This is a genomic window from Butyribacter sp. (assembly GCF_056818865.1).
On record NZ_DBLYGC010000034.1, the window covers coordinates 1 to 24,398 of the forward strand.

Below are 24,398 nucleotides of genomic sequence, written 5' to 3' on the forward strand. Positions count from 1 at the left end.
GTGCGCGAGGCGAACAATTTCGATGAGCCTTGAGGCTCAAGCAGGAAAAAGCCCCTTATAGGGGCAGAGCAAACCACCGGCTAAGCCGGTGGTTATGATTGAAAATTTTTTTTATATCGGATTAAAACACAACTGATTTTAATATATTTATCAAGTATATAGTTTTGAAAACTACATAAAATAGAAAAAGATACGAGAAAACATTGACAACAAAACATTATAGATTTATACTTTAAAAGTAGTTTGATAATCAAATGAAAATTAAAGGTGTGCATGGAGCACGGAAATGAGGAAAATATGGGATTATATGAATGTGGGGAAAAGTTAAAGGCTCTTCGTATAGGGGATATGATTGCAAAGATTCCTATTATTCAAGGTGGAATGGGAGTCGGTATCAGCCGTTCAAAGCTTGCGGGAGCTGTTGCGGCGGAGGGCGGAATAGGAATTATATCAACTGCCCAGATAGGATATGATGAGGAAAATTTTGAAAATGATCAGGCAGAATGCAATCTGCGTGCAATAGGAAAGCATATCAGATGTGCAAAGGAGATTGCAGGCGGAAACGGACTTGTGGGAGCAAATATCATGGTTGCATTAAAACATTACAAAGAACATGTCATGGCAGCTGTTGCAGCGGGTGCAGATGTGATAATAAGCGGAGCAGGTCTTCCGGTGAAACTTCCCGAATATATAGGAAAAGCTTGCAGGACAAAGATAGCACCGATAGTTTCATCAAGGCGTGCGGCAGATATTATACTTAAAATGTGGGCAAGAAGATATGACAGGACTGCGGATTTTATAGTCATTGAGGGACCGAAGGCGGGCGGACATCTTGGCTTTTCAAATGAAGAACTTCAAAATATGGAAAACATTGACTATGATACAGAGATAAAAGAAATTATTGAATGTACAAAGGAATATGAGAAAAAATATAATACACATATACCTGTCATTGTTGCCGGGGGAATATTTGACCATTATGATATAATTCATGCAATTGAACTTGGTGCAGACGGAGTGCAGATTGCGAGCCGTTTTGTGGCGACAAAGGAGTGTGATGCTTCTGATGAGTACAAAAAAGCGTATATTGATGCGAAAGAAGAAGATATTAAGATAATCAAAAGTCCTGTCGGAATGCCCGGACGTGCAATAAGAAATGAATTTATAAAGCGTGTGGAAAAGGAAAATCAGCCGGTTTTAAAGTGCTACAACTGCATGAAAAAATGCAATCCCAAAGAAGTACCGTATTGTATAACGAAAGCGTTGGTTGATGCGGTGAACGGAGATATAAATAACGGTCTGATATTCTGCGGTGCAAATGTAGGACGTATAAATGAGATGACAACTGTTCATGAATTGATGGAAGAACTGATAAATCCGAAAGAAAAAGTATCAAAGAAATATGGAATAAAAGGTATGTATGCACAAAAAGATAAAATGATAAGTTGAGAAATGTTTATATAATAATGCAGATATTATTTCTTTTTATAATTTTTGTATTATATGGTGATGGGGCAGACCTCCAGATAGCAATGTATGCTTACATACAAATTGCTATCTGGAGGCTTGCCACTTGCATCATTATATTTTAGTCGATTGTAATATTATTTTCTTTTATGTATTCACCGATTTTTATATCTGAACCAAGAATATGGTTTGAAAGCCAGTTTAAGAGGTAATTTATCAATTCAAAAAGATAAGTCTGCTGATGGCTGTCAATTTCGTCAAGTTCATCAATATCAATATGTACAAGTTTATCCACAAATGCGGAATGGGCTTTCTTTTGAGCTTCAAGTCTGGGATAAGATATTTTTTCCATAAGAGCTTCTTCATCACTGAAATGTGTTTCTGTATATGTTTTAAGTTCATTGAGAAGATGAATTATCTCGTCATATTTATCATGAAGCAGATTTGCATGTATAAGCTCATTTGTCTGTTCAATGATTTCAAAAAGATGTTTATGTTCATCATCAATAAGAGCAATGTCGGTTTTGTATTTGTCAGTAAAAGCAAATGGATTTGTATTTTCGGTTTCCTTGTCTGAAGATGAAAGTCTGCCAATCATAATGTCACTTCCTAAGATATGCTTATACAGCCAGTTGACAATGTAGACAAGAAGTTCGTTCAATGATTTTTTTGAAGCTTCGGCAGATGAAATATCAAGTTTAAAGTCATTAATTTTTTCGGTAAATGCTTTATGTTCTTTGACCTGACGCTCAAGTTCAGGGTCATTTATTTTTTTCATATAAGCTTCTTCGTGAGCGAAATGTATATTCGCATAATCTTTCAGTCCCTTAATAAGATTTTTGGCAATGCTTTCGGCATCTTCTGTCTCATTAGTGAGAACAATTGCATCGTTTATCATATCGAACAATTTTTTGTGTTCGTCATCTATTTCCTTGATTCCAATCATACAATCTTTAGTAAATTCGTACATGGAAAACCTCCTTATAAAAAATAATAATTTCTCGTAATCTTTTCAAAATGAATCCATCTCGAAATTCTTCGTTCAGAAGATTTCGAGAGTACATAGTATAAATGTGTATGTGTCGGTGTTTGCAGGATTGCAAAAATTGCACAACAATGAAGCAATCCGTGGCATTAGTTGGGGTCAAAAAGCTTTTTGAACCAACATCATAATATTAGTATATTACAATTTTATTTTTTTGGCTATACCCATTATTTTTCAATTTTACTTTTAGTGATGGTTGATGAATTGTTTTTTGAAATGTAATAAAATCTTAATTGCTTTTTTTTTATGTGTGCTATAAAATAATTGCTGCATTGCAGGTATTGGCAATAATAATTATCTAAGGAAGGTGAAAAGCTTGAAGAAAAGAATCATAGCTGTTATAGGTACTGTTTTATTAACTACTTTATTTTTGAACGGAAGTAATACAGAGGCGGTCATAAAGCCTCCTGTAATATTTGTCGGCAATGAAAATGTTACAGGCGGTAAATATATAATTGGTCAAAAATCAAAGCTCATGCTTAATATAAAAAATAAGAAACAGTATAAAAAAATATCATTCAGAACTAAGAATTTAAAAAAAGTCAAAGTTGACCAAAAGGGAACTGTTACGGCAGGAACTTCTGGTGGAAAAGGTGTTATTATTGTTACGGGAATAACAAAAGAAGGAAAAAAATATTCTTCTGACATTAAAATAACTGTCACAGATACTCTGGGAAAATATTCGAATCTTGTTGACAAAAGAACACAAAACGAAGTAAAGAAATATCTTATAGATGCAGGTATTCCTAAAAAAAATGCAGAGGCATGGCTTAAAGATGTGAATGAATATAATAAGACTATTAAAAATACAAGTCTTGTAAAGAATGGATATAAAAAACTTGGACTTAATGCACCAATATATAACGATAACAAGATAGCAGAATACTGGTCAAAAAAATATAATATGTTTATCGGATATAATTGTCGCATAACAGCATTTGACCTTTTGAAAAACTATATAAAAACAGGGGAGAATACAAAGCCAAATACAAATGAATTATTTATGGATAGTGATGCGTTGAAAAATTCTCCATATCAGAAATATAACAAAAAAGATACAAAAAAATTTGAAACATTATATTCAAGCATCAATACTGTCTCTTCGACTAATGTAAACAAGCATATTGGTATTTTAAGAAAGTACCGCAGTAAAAATAATATTACTTTTTCTCATGATAAAACGAAGGCATCTCTTATAACAGTCATTTTTCATTCTTATTTCAGTAAAAATGAAAATGAACTTTTTACAGGTCATGCCGGAGTACTTGTACCGGTCAAAAATAATGGTTACATTTTTATTGAAAAGATTTCTTTCCAGTCACCGTATCAGGTTATTAAGTTTGCATCAAAACAGCAGCTTAATGAGTACCTTATGAGAATGTATGATACTGAATGGGGACAGAATACTTCAAAACCATTTATTATGGAAAATAATAATGTTTTGTCATGTTACCATCCTGTCAGATGATATTGAGGAATGTTAGAGAAATCTTTTCTTTGACTTGCAGTCATAAATATTGTATAATCTATTGTCGGATAAAAAGGTAACTAAATATATTTTTATATAAAGAAAGGATAACGATTATGAGTAAGAAACCGGTTGTATTGATGGTACTTGATGGTTATGGATTAAATGACAAGACAGAGGGTAATGCTATTGCTCAGGCAAAGACACCTGTTATGGATAAGCTTATGAAAGAGTGTCCGTTTCAGAAGGGAAATGCAAGCGGGCTTAGTGTAGGACTTCCGGATGGTCAGATGGGTAACTCTGAGGTTGGTCACATGAATATCGGTGCAGGCCGCATTATCTATCAGGAACTTACACGTATTACAAAAGCTATTGAAGAAGGTACATTTTTTGAAAATAAAGCGTTGCTTTCAGCAGTAGAGAATGCAAAGAAAAATAATTCAGACCTTCATCTTTTCGGTCTTCTTTCAGATGGTGGTGTACACAGTCACAATACACACCTTTACGGATTATTGGAACTTGCAAAGAGAAACGGTCTTAAGAATGTATATGTACATGCATTCCTTGACGGAAGAGATACAGCACCTACATCAGGAAAAGGTTTTGTAGAGGAACTCCAGAAAGAGATGGACAAGATAGGTGTAGGTAAGATTGCGTCTGTACATGGACGTTATTATGCAATGGACAGAGATAATAACTGGGACAGAGTAGAGAAAGCTTACAATGCACTTGTAAAGGGCGAGGGTGTCAAGGCTGAGGATGCTGTTAAGGCTGTTGCAGATTCTTATGCACAGGATGTAAACGACGAGTTTGTTGTTCCTACAGTTATCGAGGAAAACGGAAAAGCTGTAGCAACTATTAAAGCAAATGATTCAGTGATTTTCTTTAACTTCAGACCTGACCGTGCACGTCAGATTACACGTACTTTCTGTGATGAAAGCTTTGACAAATTTGAGAGAGCAAATGGATTTATGCCGCTCACATTTGTATGCTTTACAAATTATGATGAGACTATTGGAAATAAACTTGTTGCATTTGAGAAAGAGAGTATTGAAAATACATTTGGAGAGTTCCTTGCAGCAAACAATATGACACAGCTTCGTCTCGCCGAGACAGAGAAGTATGCTCATGTAACATTCTTCTTTAATGGCGGTGTTGAGGAGCCAAACAAAGGAGAAGAGCGTTCACTTGTAAAATCACCTTCAGTTGCAACATATGACCTTAAGCCTGAGATGAGTGCACCGGAAGTAAGTGAGAGACTCAATGAAGCTATAGCATCAGACAAATATGATGTGATAGTTATCAACTTTGCAAACCCTGACATGGTAGGACATACAGGAGTTATCCCGGCAGCAGTTGCAGCAGTTGAGAAAGTTGACGAATGTGTAGGAACAGCAGTTGAGGCAGTAAAGAAAGCTGACGGAGTATTATTTATCTGTGCTGACCACGGAAATGCAGAGCAGATGATAGATTATGAGACAGGAGCACCATTTACAGCTCATACAACAAATCCTGTTCCATTTATTCTTGTAAATTATGATGATGCATACACATTAAGAGAGGGCGGATGTCTTGCGGATATTGCGCCGACACTCATTGAGATAATGGGACTTGAGCAGCCAAGAGAAATGACAGGAAAATCACTTCTTGTACGTCGATAAGCAGAATTTACGGTACAACGAATAATCGTTAAAAAAATATTGAAATCTTTAGGATATTATGATAAACTAGATTAGTACAGTGTTTTTTACTGTACTAATCAGTTTGTATGAGTTTTAATTGAATGGAGGAGCATAATGATTAAGACAATTCATGGAATTTTATTGATTCTATACATTATCGTATGCGTTGCACTTACAGTTGTAGTTATTCTTCAGGAAGGCAAGCAGGCAGGACTTACAGGAGCTATCAGCGGAGCTGCTGAGTCTTATTGGGGAAAAAACAAAGGACGTTCTATGGAAGGCGGACTTGTTATGGCTACAAGAGTTCTTGCAGTATTATTTGTTTTGATTTCACTTTTATTGAATTTAAGTATTTTTTCATAAAAGAAATTACAAAAAGGGATTGTCGATTGACAGTCTCTTTTTATTATAAAATAATTCTCTTAATAAAGTGATTGTTTCATTATATAATATAGGATATAATATAAATAATATATGATTTGAGATTAAGCATCAATATAGGTGTCTTTACACCGAGTTTTAGGGGGTGTTTGTATGGATAGAGAAGCTTTAAACAGCAAAAAAGAAATGATACTGGAGTTTGTGAATTCAAAGAGTTATAAACCTATGTCAACGAAAGAGATGGCGGTTGTTTTACAGGTTCCGGCAAAAGAAAAAAAGGATTTTAGAGCTGTACTTGATGAGTTATACAGCGATGGAAAGATACAGCTTGACCTTAAAGGCAAGATAAAACCGCTTTCAAGTGATATTCTTATCGGAAAATTTATGGGTACGCAGAGAGGATTTGGATTTGTGCGTGTGGAAGGAGAAGACGAGGATATTTTTATACCTGCACACAAGACCAGAGGTGCCATTGACGGTGATAAGGTACATGTGGTTATAGATGAAAAAGCACACGGCAAAAGACGTGAGGGCGAGGTTATATCAATTATTGAGCGTGGCACTGATATACTTGTCGGAACATATTCAAAGAGTAAGAGTTTTGGATTTGTAGTTCCTGACAATCAAAAGTTTGGCAGAGACATCTATATCCCAAAAGCTGAGAGCAAGGGTGCAATAACGGGTCACAAAGTAGTTGTCGAGATTACGGATTACGGAAGTGATATGACAAATCCTGAAGGAAAAATTCTTGAGATAATCGGTCACATAAATGACCCGGGAGTAGACATATTATCTGTCATAAAGACATATGGACTTCCAGAGGAGTATCCGGATGAGGTTATGGATCAGGTTGAAAAAGTCGAAGATGAGGTTAAGGAGGAAGAAAAGTCCGGAAGAACAGACCTTAGAAATGTACAGATGGTAACTATAGACGGTGAGGACGCAAAGGACTTGGATGATGCTGTATCACTCACAAAAGAAAACGGGATTTATCATCTTGGAGTTCATATAGCGGATGTATCAAACTATGTTACAGAAGGTTCACCGCTTGATAAAGAGGCTGTCAAGAGAGGAACGAGTATCTATCTTGTAGACAGAGTTATCCCTATGCTCCCACACAAATTATCAAACGGAATATGTTCACTTAATCAGGGAGTAGACAGACTTGCACTTTCATGCCTGATGGACATAAATGAAAAAGGTGAAATCATTAAACACAGTATAGAAGAAAGTGTTATAAATGTTGACAGAAGAATGTCATATACAAGTGTACACAAGATAGTTGAACTGGAGGATGAGGAGGAGAGAGAAGAGTATAAAGAACTCATTCCGATGTTTGAACTTATGTATGAACTTGCTGACATACTTCGTGAGAGAAGATTTAAGAGAGGTTCTATTGATTTTGATTTCCCTGAGAGCAAGATTATACTTGATGAGAAGGGAAAGCCGGTTGAGATTAAAGAATATGAACGCAACAATGCAAACCGCATTATTGAGGAATTTATGCTCGCGGCAAACCAGACGGTGGCAGAGGAGTATTTTTGGCAGGAACTTCCATTCGTATACCGTGTTCATGAAGAACCGGACGAGGAAAAGATAAATCAGCTCGGAGTTTTTATTGAGAACTTTGGATATACTCTAAAAGTAAATTCAGATGGAGAAATTCATCCAAAAGAAATACAGAAACTTATAAAATCCGTAGAAGGAAAGCCTGAGGAAGCACTTATAAGCAGACTTGCGCTTCGTTCAATGAAACAGGCAAAATATATGACACAGTGCGGAGGTCATTTTGGACTTTCAATGAAGTATTACTGCCACTTTACATCACCTATCAGAAGATATCCTGACCTTCAGATACACCGCATCATAAAAGAAAATATTCACGGCAAAATGAACGATAAGAGAATAGGTCATTATAATCAGATACTTCCTGAGGTCGCAGAAGAAGCAAGCAGGCTTGAGAGAAGAGCTGATGATGCGGAACGTGAAGTTGAAAAGATGAAAAAAGCTGAGTATATGGAACAGTTTATTGGTCAGAGTTTTGACGGTGTTATATCAGGTGTCACTACATGGGGAATGTATGTGGAACTTCCAAATACCGTTGAGGGCATGGTAAGAGTTGCAGACATTCCGGGAGACTATTATTATTTTGAGGAAGAAAAATACAGGATGGTTGGTGAGCGCACAGGAAAATCTTATAAGCTTGGAGAGTCAATCAGAATAACGGTATCGGCTGTTGACAAATTGACAAAAACAATAGATTTTACTATTGCGGATGACAGTGATGCGGCAGATAAAACTGGGGATGCCTCAGAAAAAAAGGTTGTTGATGATGAAAAGAAAAACAGTGTAAAAGCCGTAGACAAATCAACTGTAAGTAAATCAAAATCATCTGATAATACAAAGTCATCACCTGACAGGAAGAAAAAAGCAGTAAAACTTTCAGAGGCGAAAAGAAAGACAGCGAGAAAGTCTGACAGAAAGAAAAAGGCTGTTTTAAAAGCAAAGAAAAAAGCCGTTATGGAGGCAAAGGAAAAAGCTATTAAGGCATTTGAGTACAGAAAGAAAAGAGCGAAGAAGAAAGCGGCTGCCGAAAATGCACAGATTGAGCATGAGGTAAAGAAGCTTACGGGTGCCGCAAAGAAGAGAGCATTAAATAAGGCGAAAAAGAAAGCAAAGAAAAAAGCCAAAATGGCAAAAAAATTAAAGAAGTAAACAGAGGTAGAAAGCAGATATGGCTAAGCAGGCAAAAAAATTGATAGCAAATAATAAAAAAGCATATCATGACTATTTTATTGAAGATAAGTATGAAGCCGGAATTTCACTTGCCGGAACAGAGGTTAAATCTCTGAGAATGGGAAGATGCAGTGTGAAAGAGGCATTTATACGAATCGAAAAGGGAGAAGTTTATGTATATAATATGCACATTGCGGCATATGAAAAAGGCAATATTTTTAATAAAGATCCGTTGAGAGTGCGTAAACTTCTTCTTCATAAGAGAGAAATAAGAAAGATTGAGGGACAGATAGCACAAAAGGGATACACGGTTGTGCCTTTGAGTGTATATTTCAGCGGAAGTCTTGTAAAAGTTGAGATAGGACTTGCAAAGGGTAAAAAATTATATGATAAGAGACAGGATATAGCAAAGAAAGACCAGAGGCGTGAAGCTGAACGTAAATTTAAAAACCTTCAATTTTAGTAATGTTGCATAAAAATATACTCTTAAAATCATATAAAACGGCAAAATTACAAAAAACACTTGACGAATATTTTTTACAATAGTAATATATTAACAACAAAACAAGTTGCGATAGCGAACTGGATTGTTACTGATTGTATATCATACATATTAGGCAAGACTGGGTTGCACCGTTATTCATTAGACGTAGTTGATATATTACTATTGTTTAAGTAGAGGTGTGATACAGTTTTTTCTTTTGGAAAAACATTATATTTGCTGTTTTATCCGGGGGAAGATGAGTGAAAATCTTAAAAATAATAAATAACAATGTTGTAAGCGCCTGTGACGAAAAGGGAAAAGAAATTGTTGTTATGGGAAAGGGGTTAGGATTTGGGAAGAAAAGCGGAGATATTCTTGATGAATTAAAAATCGAGAAAAAGTTTTCTATGCCTGATGAGAGCGTGATCCGGCTTGAAGAGCTGCTTAGAGATATACCATATGAGTATATTCAGACAGCAAATAAGATTATAACGATGGTAAAAGAAAAGTATGGAATGAAATTGAGTAAGATTATTTACATAACACTTACAGACCATTTGAATTTTGCAATCACGCGTTTAAAAAAAGGAATTGTTGTTGAAAATGCACTTTTATGGGAGATTAAAAGATTTTACCAAAGGGAGTTTGAAGCAGGAAAGAGTGCTTTGGAAATTGTAAAGCATGACCTTGGATTTGAACTTTCAGAGGATGAAGCAGGATTTTTTGCTATTCATATATTGAATGCTCAGATTGATGCAGATATGATGCAGACAATGAACATTCCGGGAATAACAAAAGATATTGTCAATATAGTAGGTTATACATTTGGAAAGGAACTTGACAGGGAGAATTTATATTACGAGCGTTTTATAAGTCACCTTAAACATTTTCTGGCAAGAGTTGTGAAAAATGAGACATACGGCGATGACAAGGAGAACAGACTTGCAATGATAATGAAAAGTGAATTTCCGAAAAGTTACAGATGTGCACTTAGAATAAGGGATTATTTGAAAGTAAGTATGAAATATTGTGTTTCGTTAGAAGAAATATCTTATCTTACGATTCACATACAAAGACTTTCAGGTGAAGGTCAAGAGTAAAATTAAAAATAAATTATAGTTTATAAATTCATAAATTTGTAATTGTCATATTTAGGGATTGTTACATTCGGTTGGCAAAACCCGGACACAAAATTTTAGCTTGTATTTTGAATATATATATCAGATATGTGGAAAAATATAGTTAGTTGTGTGTCCGGGTTTTTATTATATAAATTATAAAAATAAAAAAATTTATCGTAAATTAAAAGCAAAAAAGTAAAATAAAACGACATGAGCAGTAAATAAGGAGGACTAATATTATGAAAGAATATTATGGAAAGAAAATTTTTGGCGGTATTGCAATCGGAAAAATAAGTTTTTATTCAAAAAATCAGAATGTTGTTGTAAGAAAAAAGACGGATGATTCTGAGGGCGAGATTGCAAGATACGAAGCAGCAAGAGAAAAAGCCATTGAACAGCTTCACGGTCTTTATGAGAAGGCATTGAAAGAAGTCGGAGAGATGAATGCGGAGATTTTTGAGGTTCATGCTATGATGCTTGAGGATGATGATTATAACGATTCCGTAAAAAATATCATCACATCACAGAAGATTAATGCAGAGTATGCAGTAGGTGTAACCGGAGATAATTTTTCAGAAATGTTTGCAAATATGGAGGATGATTATTTCAAGGCTCGTTCTGCTGATGTAAAAGATATTTCGGAAAGAGTTATTTCAGTGCTTTGCGGAAAGACAAGCGACAGCGATATAGGAGATGAACCTGTAATAGTAGTGGCTGATGATCTTGCACCGAGTGAGACAGTCCAGATGGACAAGACAAAACTTCTTGCATTTGTCACAAGATACGGTTCTTCAAATTCTCATACGGCAATACTTGCAAGAACAATGGGAATACCGGCCCTTATCGGTGTTGAGATTGATGAACAATGGAACGGAAAAAAAGGAATTATTGATGGTTTCGAGGGAAAGATTATTGTTGAGCCTGACGAGGAGACATTAAATGAGTATTTAAAGAAACAGGAAGCAGCTAAAGAGCAGAAAAAGCTTTTACAGAGCCTTAAAGGGAAAGATACGGTTACAAAATCAGGAAAACAAATAAAATTATATGCCAATATAGGAAATCCTTCAGACCTTGCGGCTGTAGTTCAGAATGATGCGGCAGGAATAGGACTGTTTAGAAGTGAGTTCCTCTATCTTGAGGCGAGTGATTATCCGACAGAGGATGAACAGCTTAAGGCATACAAACAGGTTGCTGAGACAATGGCGGGAAAGAAAGTTATAATTCGTACATTAGATATAGGAGCTGACAAGCAGGCTGATTACTTTAATCTTGAAAAAGAGGAAAATCCTGCAATGGGTTACAGGGCTATAAGGATCTGCCTTACAAGAGAGGAAGTATTTAAGACACAGCTTCGTGCATTATACAGAGCGAGTGCATATGGAAATATTGCTATCATGTATCCTATGATTACATCTGTTGACGAGGTTAGAAGAATAAAAGAGATTTCAAAACAGGTGAGGGATGAACTTATTGCAGCAGGCGTAGGGATTGGTGAAGTTGAGGAGGGAATCATGATTGAGACTCCGGCAGCAGCCATCATAAGTGACCTTTTGGCAAAAGAAGTTGACTTCTTCAGTGTAGGCACAAATGATTTGACGCAGTACACACTCGCAATAGACCGTCAGAACTCAAAACTTGATGAGTTTTACAATCCTCATCATGAGGCAATTTTAAGAATGATACAGATGGTTATTGATAATGCACACAAAGAAGGAATATGGGCAGGAATCTGCGGCGAACTTGGTGCTGATACTGAACTTACAGAAAGATTTGTCGAAATGGGAATAGATGAACTTTCAGTATCACCGGCATGTGTACTGCCTATCAGAAAAATTGTGAGGGATATGGAATAAGCAGTTTGAGAAATGTTACCCGTGAACCAATAATGATAATAAATGCATAAAAGGCTTTGGGAGAATTGGAGAAAGAAAATATGGATTACAGGAGTACAGCTAAAGAGGTTGTAGAAAAAATAGGTGGTAGAGAAAATATAGTTTCTGCTGCACATTGTGCTACACGATTGAGACTTGTAATTGCAGACAACAGTAAATGTAATAAAGAAGAGATTGAAAATATAGAGGGTGTTAAAGGAGTATTTGAAGCATCGGGACAGCTTCAGATAATCTTTGGAACAAGTGCCGTAAACAAGGTATATGATGAGTTTATCGCCATTGCTAATATAGCAGGAGGAACAAAAGAAGAGAATAAGGAAGAAAGCAAAGAAGAAAAGGCGGTAAATAAAACAAAAAATTTACCGGAGAGTAAGGAAGTTTTACAAGAGTCAGCAAAAGAGCTTTATTCACCTTTAAAAGGAGAAGCAATAAAATTGTCAGAAGTTCCTGATGACATATTTGCAAATGAGATATTAGGAAAAGGTATGGCTGTCATTCCAAAAGAAGGTCTGGTGACTGCACCTGTTGACGGAGAAGTTTCAACCTTATTTGACACACTTCATGCAATTGGAATAACAGGAGATAATGGTGTTGAAATTCTTATTCATGTTGGAATAAATACTGTTGAACTTGAAGGAAAGTATTATAAAGCACTTGTAAAAGAGGGCGATAAAGTGACAAAGGGACAGCCTTTGCTTGAATGTGATTTAGTGGGAATACGAAATGCAGGATACAATACAGTTACCCCGGTAATAATCACAAATTCCGATGAATATGAAGAAATAGAACTGACAGCTTACGGCGATGTTGAGAAAACAAATGTTATTATGAAAATAAGATAGGTATCGGTTTGGACATAAAAGGAGACGGATTTGCATATGGCAGATAAAGTTTGTTCTCCCGCCTCTCATAGATGAGAGGTGGGAGATTTTTTGTTTATTTAAAGATTATTTATCTAAATCTAAAAGTTTGTCGACAGCAGCCTGCATATTTATGTTTTTTCTGTATGCATCTACAAGGTCTCTTTCTTTAAGAGAATAGGTAATAGTTTCAGGTTTCTTCTTTTTTGAATAGCCAAACGTACCTAGAATATCAGTGATACGGTAATATTTACAGAGATATAGGAGAATATCGGCATCGGGCTGGGTCTGACCGCTTTCCCAGCCGTAAATTGTTTTGTTTGCGACAGATATGCCGCATTCATCCAAATATGCTGCAATATCATCCACAGAAAGGTTATTTGCTTTTCGATAATATTTAAGCATTTTTGCAATAACGGGATTTTTCATTTTGAACCTCATTTCTATAATACATTCATTATTTATTATATATTGTCGGATAAGTTCCAGTTTATTAATAATCATACGTTAAAATTTAAATCAGTTTAATAGTTAAATAGTATCAGACTAAAAACCATAGTGTCAAGAATATCAATACCATTCTCTGTATTTAGGAAAACGTATGGTTGAATTTCTTTTATTACAAGAGTATAATAGAAGCACTATATACGTTTCTTGAAAAACAAGAAAAAGAGGTGGTAACAATGGAAATTACAAGAGAAATTGTTGAATATATCAGAAAAAATAATATTTCAGCGGCGGAGATATCAGAAAACACAAAAGTGGATTTAGATTTGCTGCTTGGAAATGCAGACAGAAAAATGAATGCTACCGAGATGCTTGAGATATGTTCATATCTTGGGATAGATCCATTAAGTTTGCTTTAAAAAATGCGGGAATGGTGGAGAAAATGATTTTTTACAAATGCTATGGAAATCACGATAAGAATAAAACTACAGATGTTGATAAGCTTAAGGAAAATGAAAGAAAGTATTATGTGTTTGATATACTGAATAATAATGATATAGTTCGTGACAATGAGGATTTTGACAGAAATATAGAGTGTCCTATCTGCAGAAGCAGAAAACATCTGGTTGTGGACTCCATGCTTTACTGGTGCAATGATTGCAAAGTACCTTTATATGAGCAAAAATGCAGCTGTTGCGGTAAAAGAGGGAGAAAGTTTGTCAAAGACTGCCGTATTGTTTTTCCGGAAGAAAAGATACTTTTAGAAATACTTCTTGGAAAGAAAAAAGGTGAATTTGATGATGTTTCCATATGGAACGGAAGCGGAAACATTTACTATGCTGACGGAAAAAATATGAAGATAAAAATCAGTGGACTGATAAATCAGGATACGGATAAAATCAGAGAAAAATTTGATGAAAGAATAAAAACACTGAATACAGAATTTTTTGATGGCATGGTTCAAAGATTCATTACTGCAAATAAAAACAGATTTAACGATATAGATGATGATGCGATAGTACAAATAAATAAAAAGGTCAGAGGATATGAGGACAGAGAAATATTTATATCCTTTAGCGGGGGAAAAGATTCGACAGTTGTAGCGGATTTAATAAAAAGGGCAACAGGCAGGGCGGATATATGTCATCTTTTCGGAGATACTACACTTGAATTTCCGGAGACTTACAACTATATCAAGGAATATAAAGAGTATAATCCTAAAACACTGATGATTTCATCTAAAAATAAGGACAAGAATTTTGAAGATTTGTGCAAGGTAGTAGGTCCACCAAGCAGGGTTATGAGATGGTGCTGTACTATTTTTAAGACTGGAGCGATAAACAGAAAAATAGAGACAATCTATGCCAATAAAGTAAAAGTTCTTTCTTTTCAGGGAATAAGAAGAAGCGAGTCGAATAGCAGAAATAAATATGACAGGGTGTCTGAATCATCCAAAATAAGTAAGCAGGAAGTCTGTGCACCGATTATATCATGGTATGACTTTGACGTGTGGCTCTATATACTTACCAGAGATATTATTTTCAACAGGGCATACAGGCTTGGATATTCGAGAGTCGGCTGCTGGTGCTGTCCTAACAACAGTTCATGGTCAGAGTTTTTGTCAAAAATTTTTATGAAAGAGCAGTATGAAAAATTTCATAAGATGCTTATTGATTTTGCAAAAAGTGTCGGCAAGAAAGACCCTGATGTCTATGTAGACAGCGGAAACTGGAAAGCAAGACAAGGTGGAAACGGAGTTAAATTTGCAAAAAATTCTATCGTGAATTTTGAGAGATGTGTAAAAGAGAGTTTGGCATTTAATTATGAATTGACTAGAGAAATTACGCCGACGCTTTATGAAATGTTCAAGCCATTTGGAAAGATTGTAGAGGAACTCGGAGATAAGAGGCTTGGAGAAGTCTATGTCGTAGATAAAAACAGTGTGTCAGTGCTCAGGCTTCAGGGAAAAATGGGAACAAAAAACCTTAAGATACTTGTTGACCATCCGGAACTGATGCGTGCAAAAGATGCAGATGAAGCGAAAAGAAAACTTGATTGTCAGATAACAAAATATCAGATGTGTCTTGGGTGCAGGGCATGTGAAAGTGTGTGTAGATTTGGTGCCATAAAAGTAAAAACATCTAGGGAAGGTGAAGATATAAACAGAATGGCAGACTACTGTATTGATGACGAAAAATGCAAAAGATGTCAGGAGTGTGTAGGTCATTTTTCGGTTGGATGTTATATGAGAAAGGTACTGTCAATAAAAAGGTGATATATGAAAGATAAGATTACATTAAAAGGAAACGGAAGTTTTTATATAAGAGAGGGATGGCTGACAAAAGGACTGGTAGAGATAGCAAAGAACCCGGAACTTTTCTCAAAGAAAAATAATGAGGGGGCAGATGCATTGGGTGTTGGTTCAGCTATGTCGAAATCAATAAGATACTGGCTTTTGACAGCGGGACTTATTGTTAAAGATTCAAAACTTTCTCCTTTAGAATATGAAAATAAAAAGGGACATTTTATATCGAAAACAGGCAAATATATTCTTGACAATGACAGATATATTGAAAATAAAGATACGCTTTGGATAATTCATTATAACATTGCATCAAATTATAGGGAAGCTACAGTGTGGAATTTGTTTTTTAACATTGTAGGTGAGGAGAGATTTAACAGAAGAGAACTCGAGTCAATGATGGAAAATGAACTCTATAAAAGAACATATGGAGAAAAAATTTCCGATAAATCCCTCTCAAATGATTGTGCGGTGCTTTTGCAGATGTATTTCGATGACAGAAAAAATGAAAATCCCGAGGAAAAATTACATTGTCCTTTGGCAGAACTCAATCTTTTATCCAAAAGCAGGAATATATACTCAAGAAATGAGATAAAAGAAAATGATATAAGCAGTCTCGCCGTGTTGTTTGGAATATGCGGTTACCTTGAAAAGACAGGGCTCATTGAAGAAAACGGGAGAACAAGCGTGAGTATTGAAAAACTGCTTGAAGATGAAAACAGTCCCGGAAGAATATTTGGACTTGGAAGAATTGTATTGAATGATAGTCTTGACCGGCTTGAACATGAGGGGTATCTGAGGATAGACAGGACAGCGGGACTTGATATTGTATATTTTGAAGAAAACTCAATAAAAACAAGAGAAGAAGTTTTAAAGTTTATATACAAATAAAATTATAAATCAGGAGGAAATACTGATGGTATTAAAAGATGTCATAAAAATAGATGAAAGATTTCAGACATCTGTAAATATAAGGTTTGATATAGATAAGACAAATAAGATAGACGAATTTATTCCGGCAAAAAGTACACTGGATGTGTTAGAGACATATTTAGAAAATATATTTGAAAAAGGAAATAATAAAGCGACATTGCTGGTTGGACCTTATGGAAAAGGAAAATCACATCTTCTTCTTGTGCTCCTGGCACTTTTAAGAAACAGGGATGATAAAAAGTGGCATAAATCAATCGTTAATTTTTATAATAAAATTAAGAATAAAAACAAAAAGCTTGAGGAGGAAATTGAAAAGAATATTCTGTGTGAGGAAAGCAGGAAGAAAAAATATCTTCCTATAATAATTAGTTTTGGACGTTCAGGTCTTGAAACATCGTACAGACTTGCATTATTTCAAGCGTTACAAAGAGAAAAATTGTCAGAAATTATGCCTGATTCTGTGTTTGATGAAATTACAGCAAAAGTGGATTTTTGGAAGAGAGAATATCCGGATACATATAAAAAATTTGTTCATGAATTAAAAGAAAACAGATATGACGTTCAAACATTCAGAAAAGAAATATGTGAAAATGACAGTAAAACTCTTGTGTTATTTAAAAAGATATATAAAAAGTTAACTGCGGGCAGTGAATTTAATCCGCTGCTTGAAAACAATATTCCAAAAATTTATGAAAATGTTGCATATGAATTAAGAAAATATGGTTTTGCCGGTATCGTCATAGTATTTGATGAGTTCAGCAAATTTATTGAGGGCGAGGACAATAGAGAAACCTCAAAAGACATGGAACTTATACAGTCTATGTGTGAGCTTTGTAATGCGTCAAAAGAGCCTGATATAAGACATATATTTATTGCACATAAGAGTATCAGGGAGTATGGTAATTTTTTGTCACCACAGATATTAAATTCTTTTAGAGGTGTTGAGGGAAGATTACAGGAAGTTGTATTTAGAACAAGTGCCCAGAATTATTATGAATTGATGATGAATGTAATTCAAAAGAATGACAGTGCATTACCGGGATATTTTGATGAATATGGTATAAAAATCAATGATATTGTCAACAGAACTTACAATATGACAAATATGTATACGATATTTGACAAAAAAGACTATGAAAAGATTATTGTAAGGGGATGTTTTCCGATGGCACCTCTTACAACATATATTCTTGTAAAGATAAGTGAAAAAGTTGGGCAGAACGAAAGAACGGTATTTACTTTTATGTCGGATAACGCTCCCAATACACTTGCAAGATTTGTAAAAGAACATGTACAGGGAGCGGATACACTGGTATCAGCGGACACTGTATTTGACTATTTTGCTTATATTTTTGAGAAAGATGTTTTAAACGAAAGGTGTCATTCTGAGTATATCAAAGCAAAATATCTTATAAAAAAGATAGATATTGAGAAGCAAAAAGCGGCAAAAGAGGCGTATTACGGTGAAAGACTTTTTGAGTACATGACAAAAATCATAAAATCAATAGCTCTGTTAAATATGTTGAATCAAACGGAACTTATACCAAATGATAAATGTATCATGAGCATGGTATGCTTAGAAGATAACAGAAATCTGTACGATGATGCAAAAAAGGCATTGATTAGTTACGGATATTTAAACTACAGGCAGAGAAGTGACAGCTATGTATTTAGAATAAACACAGATGCGAACCTGGAAAATGAGATTGAAAAGAGAAAAAATAAAGTCAAAATTACAAATCGAACTATCGCTGAGTGCTTCAGGGAAACTGCAAACAAACGATATGAACTGCCTAAAGAATATAATGACAAAAAGAAAATGACAAGATATTTTGAGTATTGTCTTGAGGACGGAAAGAAGTTAGAAAATGAGAAATATCTGAAAGGCAGTATAGATACTGCATTAACACAAAATGATTTCGCAGACGGAAAACTGTTTTTGTGTGTTGGTGAATTTGAAATACAAAAGCTGGAGCAGAATTTTGAAAATAATTTAAATGAGCGAATAGTAATGGTATATCCAAATGAGCCTGTAGACTTTGAAGAGTGTATAAAAAAGTATTATGCAATAAAAGCAATACGAAGTGATGAAAAATATTTAAAGGAAAATGAGACTGCATTTGAGGAATCATTTTTTTGTCTTGATGATGTTATCTATGAAATCAACAGCAGAATTCAGGACTATTATATGCCTGGTGAGAACAGTCCGCTGTATTTATATGTGGAAAATCAGAATGGATGCAGGGTGTTAAAAGAGACGAAGGCAGATACAGCTACAGAATTACAAAAATTATTATCATCAATATGCAGTTCTTATTATGGAAAGACACCATGTGTAAATCATGAGCTTATAAACAAAAATGAGATAACTGCTCCGATAAAAAAAGCCAGAGCCAATATTATCGAAAAGCTTCTTGCACACGAGGACATGAGTTTATGGGACAGTGGTACAAGCAGTGAAGCTACAATATACAGGGCTGTTATAAAAAATAAAGGATTGGTGGTTGGTTCAGAATTTGCTGAAAATGCAGACGGTGATATAGCGGAACTTATTGAAAAGATAGCTAAATTTATAACGGATAGTGTCGGAAATAAAAATTGTTTTGAAAAATTGTATACAGAGATAAAAGGGAGAGACTTTGGAGTAAGAAATGGAATAATACCTATATATATTGCGTACAGTCTTTCAAAGAGATATGGAACCCCGCTTGTATACTACGACAAAATTGAAAATGAAATCTCAGCTCAGATTCTTGCCAAGGCAGGTGAAGAGCCTGAAAAATGTTATTTATATATTGAACCTGATGACAGAAAAAAAGAAGAATATTTAAAGAAAATCATAGGTTTGTTTGACATATGGCAGGATAGTACAGTTTCATCAGCGGACAGTAAGCTTATGGATACTCCTATAAAGAAACTTAGAATGTTATCTAATGGAATACAGCAATGGTACCGAAGTTTACCCGGATTTTGTAAATATGCATCACCCGATATAAGTTTTCCAAATGATAATAACGGCGAGATGGCAAAAAAGTGTGAATTGTTTAGAAATGACCTCGCCGGAAATATTCAGAGTGCAAGAGAGTATTTATTTGAGAGATTACCTGAATTAATGGACTCTGTCAAAGAAGATGGCATTGATTATGAGAAATGTGTAAATGAATTGAAGGTATATAAATTAAAAATTGAGGAGATGTATGATAAGCTGCTTGAAAAACTTACAGTAATAGTGAAAAATACATTCCAAAGTACAGGCAATTTAAAAGAAAGTTCTCTGAGAACTATATTTGAGCGTTGGTCAGAGAAAAACAAAGAAAAACTTAATGGAGTGGTATTAGATTATTCAGCCTCAATACTATTTAAATGCGTGACAGACAATGATTTGAACAATGAAGAAAAAATTATTAACAGGATTTCAGAGGGATTAACAGGTCTTGTTCTAAGAGATTATAAAGATGAGACAATAGAAATCTTTAAACAGGAGCTTAAAAAATCATATGATGAACTTGAACATATGATAAAAAAAGAAAACACAACTGAAAATGCTGTATCGTTTACTATGGATACTGTGGATGGCAGGCAGGTTAAATGTAAACTTTCGGAGTATGATGAATCTCCAGCGACAGATTTGATAGAAGCACAAATATGGGAAGTGCTTAGGGAAAATAATTATGGCAAAAACGCACAGGTGAGTGCGGTATTAAAAGTTTTAGGAGATATTGTCGGTTAAGCACAAGGGGAGAAACACTTTTATGATTTATTTGGATAATGCGGCAACTACATATCCAAAGCCGGAAGAGGTCTATGAAAAAATGGATATGCTTACAAGAGAGATGTCGGTAAATGCGGGGAGAGGAAGTTACGAACTTGCAAGAAAAGCAACAGATGTGATAAATGGAACGAGAGCAAAAATAGCAGAGTTTTTTGGGGCAGAGGATGTAAATGATGTTGTTTTTACATCTTCTGCAACAGAAGCAGCTAACAGGGTTTTGTTAGGATATGATTTTAAAGAAAATATGACAGTATATGTATCGCCGTATGAGCATAATGCGGTTATGAGGACACTGGAGGCTGTAAGAAAAAAGACAGGCATTCAAATAAAATTACTTGCAACAGACAATAAGGGGTATCTGGATATAGAAGAGATTGAATATCAGTTTATGTGTGATGAGCCTGATTTTGTATGTATAAATATGGCAAGTAATGTTACAGGGTATATACTGCCGTTTGAGAAGATAGCACACATGGCAAAAGAATATGTGGCAGTGGTGTTTGCAGATGCGGCACAGGCAGCAGGAAATATTAAAATAAACCTTAAAGAAACTGATATAGATATACTTATATTTGCGGGACACAAATCACTGTACGGACTTTTTGGTGTTGGCGGTTTTGTGACAAACAGCAGGATATTTGAGCGTGACAAAAAGTTAAATCCGGTGATATTTGGTGGAAACGGAGAGGACTCTTTAAATCTCGACTTGCCGGAAACAGGTATATCCAAATATGAGGTGGGAAGTTTAAATGTTCCGGCGATAGGGGCGTTGAAATATGGGATAGATTCAATCGAGACAGATTTTAATGAAATAAGGCAGCATGAGGACAAAATGTTCAGATACATGCTTGAAAAAATAGAAAAACTGGATGGGATAATTATTTTTCAGAAACCAGAGAAAGAGGAGGAATTTGAAAATCACATAGCTGTTATTTCAGCAGCTTTTGAAAAATATGCATCTGATGATGCCGGGACAATACTTGATGGAGAATACAATATAGCTGTAAGGACAGGATATCACTGTGCACCGCTGATACATGATGTTATAGGCAGTAAAAAATATGGCGGAACGATACGGATAAGCATCGGGAGATATACGACAAAGGAAGATATAGACAGACTGGTGTATGCATTTGAGAACATGAGATAGGGAACGGAAAGCAGAGAGGATGAAGGAGGAAAACAGATGAATCTTAAAGATGCAGGTATTTATGATATGATAAATATTTTTAAAGGAGAGGCAACAAAAGCCCACGGGGCTTCTCAGGGAGGAGTAATCAATAACAACCCGAGATTGATAAATATTCCGGCATATCAGAGACCGTATCGCTGGAAAACTGACAGAATAGTAAGACTTTTTTGTGATTATGATGAAAATAATGAAGAATATTTTTTAGGTTCGGTAGTTGTTGTAGAAAAAAAGAAAAATGACGGAAGTATTGAATTTGATGTAGTCGATGGACAGCAAAGACTTACTACATTGTATCTTTTAAATTATATAAGATATTTATTGAGAAGAGAATATACGTTAGAGAAGTTAAAAAAGCCCTATCAGCTCAAAGCCAGTGAGTATTGCTCAAAATTAAAAGAATGTTATGTGAATCTGATAGGCAGGAATGTGGTTCCGTTTGATGTGATACTTGATAAGATTGAGGAACTGATGGATAACGAGACATTAGATCCAAATGAGCGTGTGGAACAGATGGTATCATGCTATAAAGAGCAGTTGTGTTATCCGGAAGTAAAAGCTACACCGTCTGAAACTCTTGAAGAGAGAAAAAGACAGGCACATGATTTTTTTGACAGGGAACAGTTGTGTTTAAAATATTCGCGTTCACGTTATGATATTGTTTTAAAGGAAGTGCTTTGTGGTGTATATTTAAACAATGTACAGGACACAACAGATTATGAGTTAAAAACGGTCTGGGTTGATGATAAGTGTAGTGATTTTGAGAAAAATTATTTAAATGCATTAAAGACGATATTAAATGAAATATGGTCAAGAGCGAAAAGTGCAAGTGAAAAGAACAAAGACATAATGAGCATATGTGAGAAAGCAATCGAATTGGCGGACGGTATTATTAAAAATATGTCCTTATGTGTTGTGTTGACTGAAAATGAAAACGATGCTAATAAACTATTTGAGGTATTAAATGACAGATCATTGGAAGTTGAAGATTTGGAGCTTATAAAAAATCATTTTTATAAAGAATATTGTACAAAGTCAGATGATACGGATGCGCAGAAAGATAAAAGAATTACAGAACTTGATGAACTTTGGGCAGATAAAATTTTTAGTGGAAATGAAGATTTTAAAAATCGTCTTATTTCATATCTGGCAGCAGTATATCTGACTTGTGATAAGGAACTTGGATATAAAGATGATGCAAAGATGAAAGATGCAATAGAAAAGAAATATTCATCAGTGATGTACCCAATTGGAGGAAAGCAGTATACATATAATGAAATATTAGCAGACTTTAATACTTACTATGCAATAAAAATTATTTTAGGAAATTTTGATGTCAAAAAAAATAAATTAAATGAGCGTTCATTGAAGGCAGAGCAGGAGGAAAAATCTATTACATATAAAACACTTCATCTGCTTAATGCATTTAAATATCATGCGGTAATACCAGCACTGACAAATGTGATAATTGCTTCATATGCACAGAAACATTCACTCGCCGATGCGAATTTTCAGAATGATTTCAGCGAATATATAAAAGGACTGATTGATGACAAAGAACATGTCAATGAGGAATATAAAGCAATTCATCAGTGTGCATATATTCTCTGGATTGCAGCTATAAAATCAAAAGACCACGAAATTCCTAGGAAAATAGCAAAAAGAATTATAGAAAAAAACGGACATGTTGGATTTTGTAAGGAAAATATTGATTTTCAGGGCAGGGAGATTAACGATTTAGATGAAGAACTTGATAAATGGATGAGTAACTGGTCATTTGGAAATAATAAAACATTTGCAATAAAAGTATTGTTATTAAATCTATTATTAAGTCAGCGGTTAGGGGTTGGAACAGAGGACGCGTATAAAGCAGATGTGGTTACAATAAAATTAAATTCGGCATTAACATACAAATTGAATGCAGGCAAACTGCAGCTTGACCATTTAGAGGCAAACATAATAAATCAGGAAAATGCTGAAAGTTATTATATGTCAGATGATATAGAAAAAAGACAGAAGGATGTAAACGGATATATAGGCAATTTTATGATACTTGATGCCGTTGACAACAATCAGAAAAATAATGTTCCGTTAAAAAGTGCCATGAAGTATTACGCAAGCATTGAAAAAAGCTGGCTTGTTGATGATGTGAAATGCATGATAAAAGACGAAAAGTATTTTGATTTGCAAAATCAGATTCCGAGAGAGGAATTTTTTATTGAAAGGACAAAGCGATTAAAAAAATATTTTAAAGCTTTTTTGGGCAAAGGATTAAATGATACGGAAGTGACAATCAGATTCTAATATAAAAGACCATGCATGTGATGTGAGACATTTTATATGATATTGATTTTTTTTACTGTCCCCCTTTTCAAACCATTGATTTTGTGGTAAATTATTTAACATTGATGGAATTACATTAATTGATGATAAGCAGGTGAAAGGTGCACTATCATTTTTGGAATATCGTGAATACAATATAGTATGATATGCCACCATCATAAATTTAGAAATAAAGATAGGTAATTGCGAAACTCGCTAAGCTTGTTTGCAATCTTAACTGAAAATAGGGATGAATTTGTGAAAAGCACAAATTCTAAGCTGAAAAGTTGACAACTA

At 34.8% G+C, this 24,398-nt stretch carries 17 protein-coding genes; 15 read left to right on the forward strand and 2 right to left on the reverse strand.

Annotated elements, in window-relative coordinates:
* Nucleotides 1–297 precede the first annotated feature (297 nt).
* Nucleotides 298–1,449: an NAD(P)H-dependent flavin oxidoreductase gene (locus tag ACZLXV_RS12505; RefSeq protein WP_482383634.1), complete on the forward strand. Its 1,152-nt coding sequence runs from the start codon at nucleotides 298–300 to the stop codon at nucleotides 1,447–1,449.
* Nucleotides 1,450–1,588: 139 nt separating this feature from the next.
* Here ACZLXV_RS12505 and ACZLXV_RS12510 read toward each other — a convergent pair whose 3' ends face one another.
* A complete protein-coding gene (locus tag ACZLXV_RS12510) occupies nucleotides 1,589–2,437 on the reverse strand; it encodes a bacteriohemerythrin (RefSeq protein WP_482383635.1) in 849 nt (282 codons plus the stop codon).
* A 391-nt stretch (nucleotides 2,438–2,828) separates the two neighbouring features.
* Here ACZLXV_RS12510 and ACZLXV_RS12515 point away from each other — a divergent pair, with 391 nt between their 5' ends.
* The 8 genes from ACZLXV_RS12515 to ACZLXV_RS12550 all read left to right on the forward strand — a co-directional run bounded on the left by ACZLXV_RS12515 (nucleotide 2,829) and on the right by ACZLXV_RS12550 (nucleotide 13,118).
* The gene (locus tag ACZLXV_RS12515; RefSeq protein WP_482383636.1) at nucleotides 2,829–3,980 is read left to right on the forward strand and encodes a DUF4300 family protein; all 1,152 of its coding nucleotides are present in this window, start codon (nucleotides 2,829–2,831) and stop codon (nucleotides 3,978–3,980) included.
* Between the two features lie 116 nt (nucleotides 3,981–4,096).
* The gene (gene gpmI, locus ACZLXV_RS12520; RefSeq protein WP_482383637.1) at nucleotides 4,097–5,641 is read left to right on the forward strand and encodes a 2,3-bisphosphoglycerate-independent phosphoglycerate mutase; all 1,545 of its coding nucleotides are present in this window, start codon (nucleotides 4,097–4,099) and stop codon (nucleotides 5,639–5,641) included.
* Nucleotides 5,642–5,776: 135 nt separating this feature from the next.
* Nucleotides 5,777–6,025, forward strand: coding sequence for a preprotein translocase subunit SecG (gene secG / locus ACZLXV_RS12525; protein ID WP_022223667.1), 249 nt, complete (start codon nucleotides 5,777–5,779; stop codon nucleotides 6,023–6,025).
* A 171-nt stretch (nucleotides 6,026–6,196) separates the two neighbouring features.
* Nucleotides 6,197–8,758 carry a ribonuclease R gene (gene rnr / locus ACZLXV_RS12530; RefSeq protein ID WP_482383638.1) on the forward strand — a complete coding sequence of 854 codons (2,562 nt, stop codon included), beginning with the start codon at nucleotides 6,197–6,199 and terminating at the stop codon, nucleotides 8,756–8,758.
* A gap of 19 nt (nucleotides 8,759–8,777) precedes the next feature.
* On the forward strand, nucleotides 8,778–9,242 hold the full coding sequence (smpB, locus tag ACZLXV_RS12535; RefSeq protein ID WP_022223665.1) for an SsrA-binding protein SmpB: 465 nt from the start codon (nucleotides 8,778–8,780) through the stop codon (nucleotides 9,240–9,242).
* A 281-nt stretch (nucleotides 9,243–9,523) separates the two neighbouring features.
* A complete protein-coding gene (licT, locus tag ACZLXV_RS12540; RefSeq protein ID WP_482383639.1) occupies nucleotides 9,524–10,363 on the forward strand; it encodes a BglG family transcription antiterminator LicT in 840 nt (279 codons plus the stop codon).
* A gap of 260 nt (nucleotides 10,364–10,623) precedes the next feature.
* A complete protein-coding gene (gene ptsP / locus ACZLXV_RS12545) occupies nucleotides 10,624–12,237 on the forward strand; it encodes a phosphoenolpyruvate--protein phosphotransferase (protein WP_482383640.1) in 1,614 nt (537 codons plus the stop codon).
* An 80-nt stretch (nucleotides 12,238–12,317) separates the two neighbouring features.
* On the forward strand, nucleotides 12,318–13,118 hold the full coding sequence (locus ACZLXV_RS12550; protein ID WP_482383641.1) for a PTS sugar transporter subunit IIA: 801 nt from the start codon (nucleotides 12,318–12,320) through the stop codon (nucleotides 13,116–13,118).
* Nucleotides 13,119–13,223: 105 nt separating this feature from the next.
* On the opposite strand, the gene ACZLXV_RS12555 is transcribed toward ACZLXV_RS12550, so the two are convergent.
* The gene (locus ACZLXV_RS12555) at nucleotides 13,224–13,565 is read right to left on the reverse strand and encodes a helix-turn-helix domain-containing protein (RefSeq protein ID WP_022223661.1); all 342 of its coding nucleotides are present in this window, start codon (nucleotides 13,563–13,565) and stop codon (nucleotides 13,224–13,226) included.
* A gap of 254 nt (nucleotides 13,566–13,819) precedes the next feature.
* On the opposite strand from ACZLXV_RS12555, the gene ACZLXV_RS12560 reads away from it, so the two are divergent.
* Genes ACZLXV_RS12560 through ACZLXV_RS12585 form a run of 6 tightly spaced genes read left to right on the forward strand, consistent with a single transcriptional unit; the run spans nucleotide 13,820 to nucleotide 24,083 of the window.
* Complete coding sequence (locus ACZLXV_RS12560) at nucleotides 13,820–14,002, forward strand: hypothetical protein (protein ID WP_482383642.1); 183 nt, start codon at nucleotides 13,820–13,822, stop codon at nucleotides 14,000–14,002.
* A 23-nt stretch (nucleotides 14,003–14,025) separates the two neighbouring features.
* A complete protein-coding gene (locus ACZLXV_RS12565; RefSeq protein WP_482383643.1) occupies nucleotides 14,026–15,858 on the forward strand; it encodes a phosphoadenosine phosphosulfate reductase domain-containing protein in 1,833 nt (610 codons plus the stop codon).
* A 3-nt stretch (nucleotides 15,859–15,861) separates the two neighbouring features.
* On the forward strand, nucleotides 15,862–16,776 hold the full coding sequence (locus ACZLXV_RS12570) for a DUF4007 family protein (RefSeq protein WP_482383644.1): 915 nt from the start codon (nucleotides 15,862–15,864) through the stop codon (nucleotides 16,774–16,776).
* 25 nt (nucleotides 16,777–16,801) lie between these two features.
* Entirely contained in the window at nucleotides 16,802–20,548 is a 3,747-nt protein-coding gene (locus tag ACZLXV_RS12575) for a hypothetical protein (protein ID WP_482383645.1), read from the forward strand.
* A gap of 22 nt (nucleotides 20,549–20,570) precedes the next feature.
* The gene (locus tag ACZLXV_RS12580; protein ID WP_482383646.1) at nucleotides 20,571–21,740 is read left to right on the forward strand and encodes an aminotransferase class V-fold PLP-dependent enzyme; all 1,170 of its coding nucleotides are present in this window, start codon (nucleotides 20,571–20,573) and stop codon (nucleotides 21,738–21,740) included.
* A gap of 36 nt (nucleotides 21,741–21,776) precedes the next feature.
* Nucleotides 21,777–24,083, forward strand: coding sequence for a DUF262 domain-containing protein (locus tag ACZLXV_RS12585; RefSeq protein WP_482383647.1), 2,307 nt, complete (start codon nucleotides 21,777–21,779; stop codon nucleotides 24,081–24,083).
* The last annotated feature ends 315 nt before the right edge of the window (nucleotides 24,084–24,398 follow it).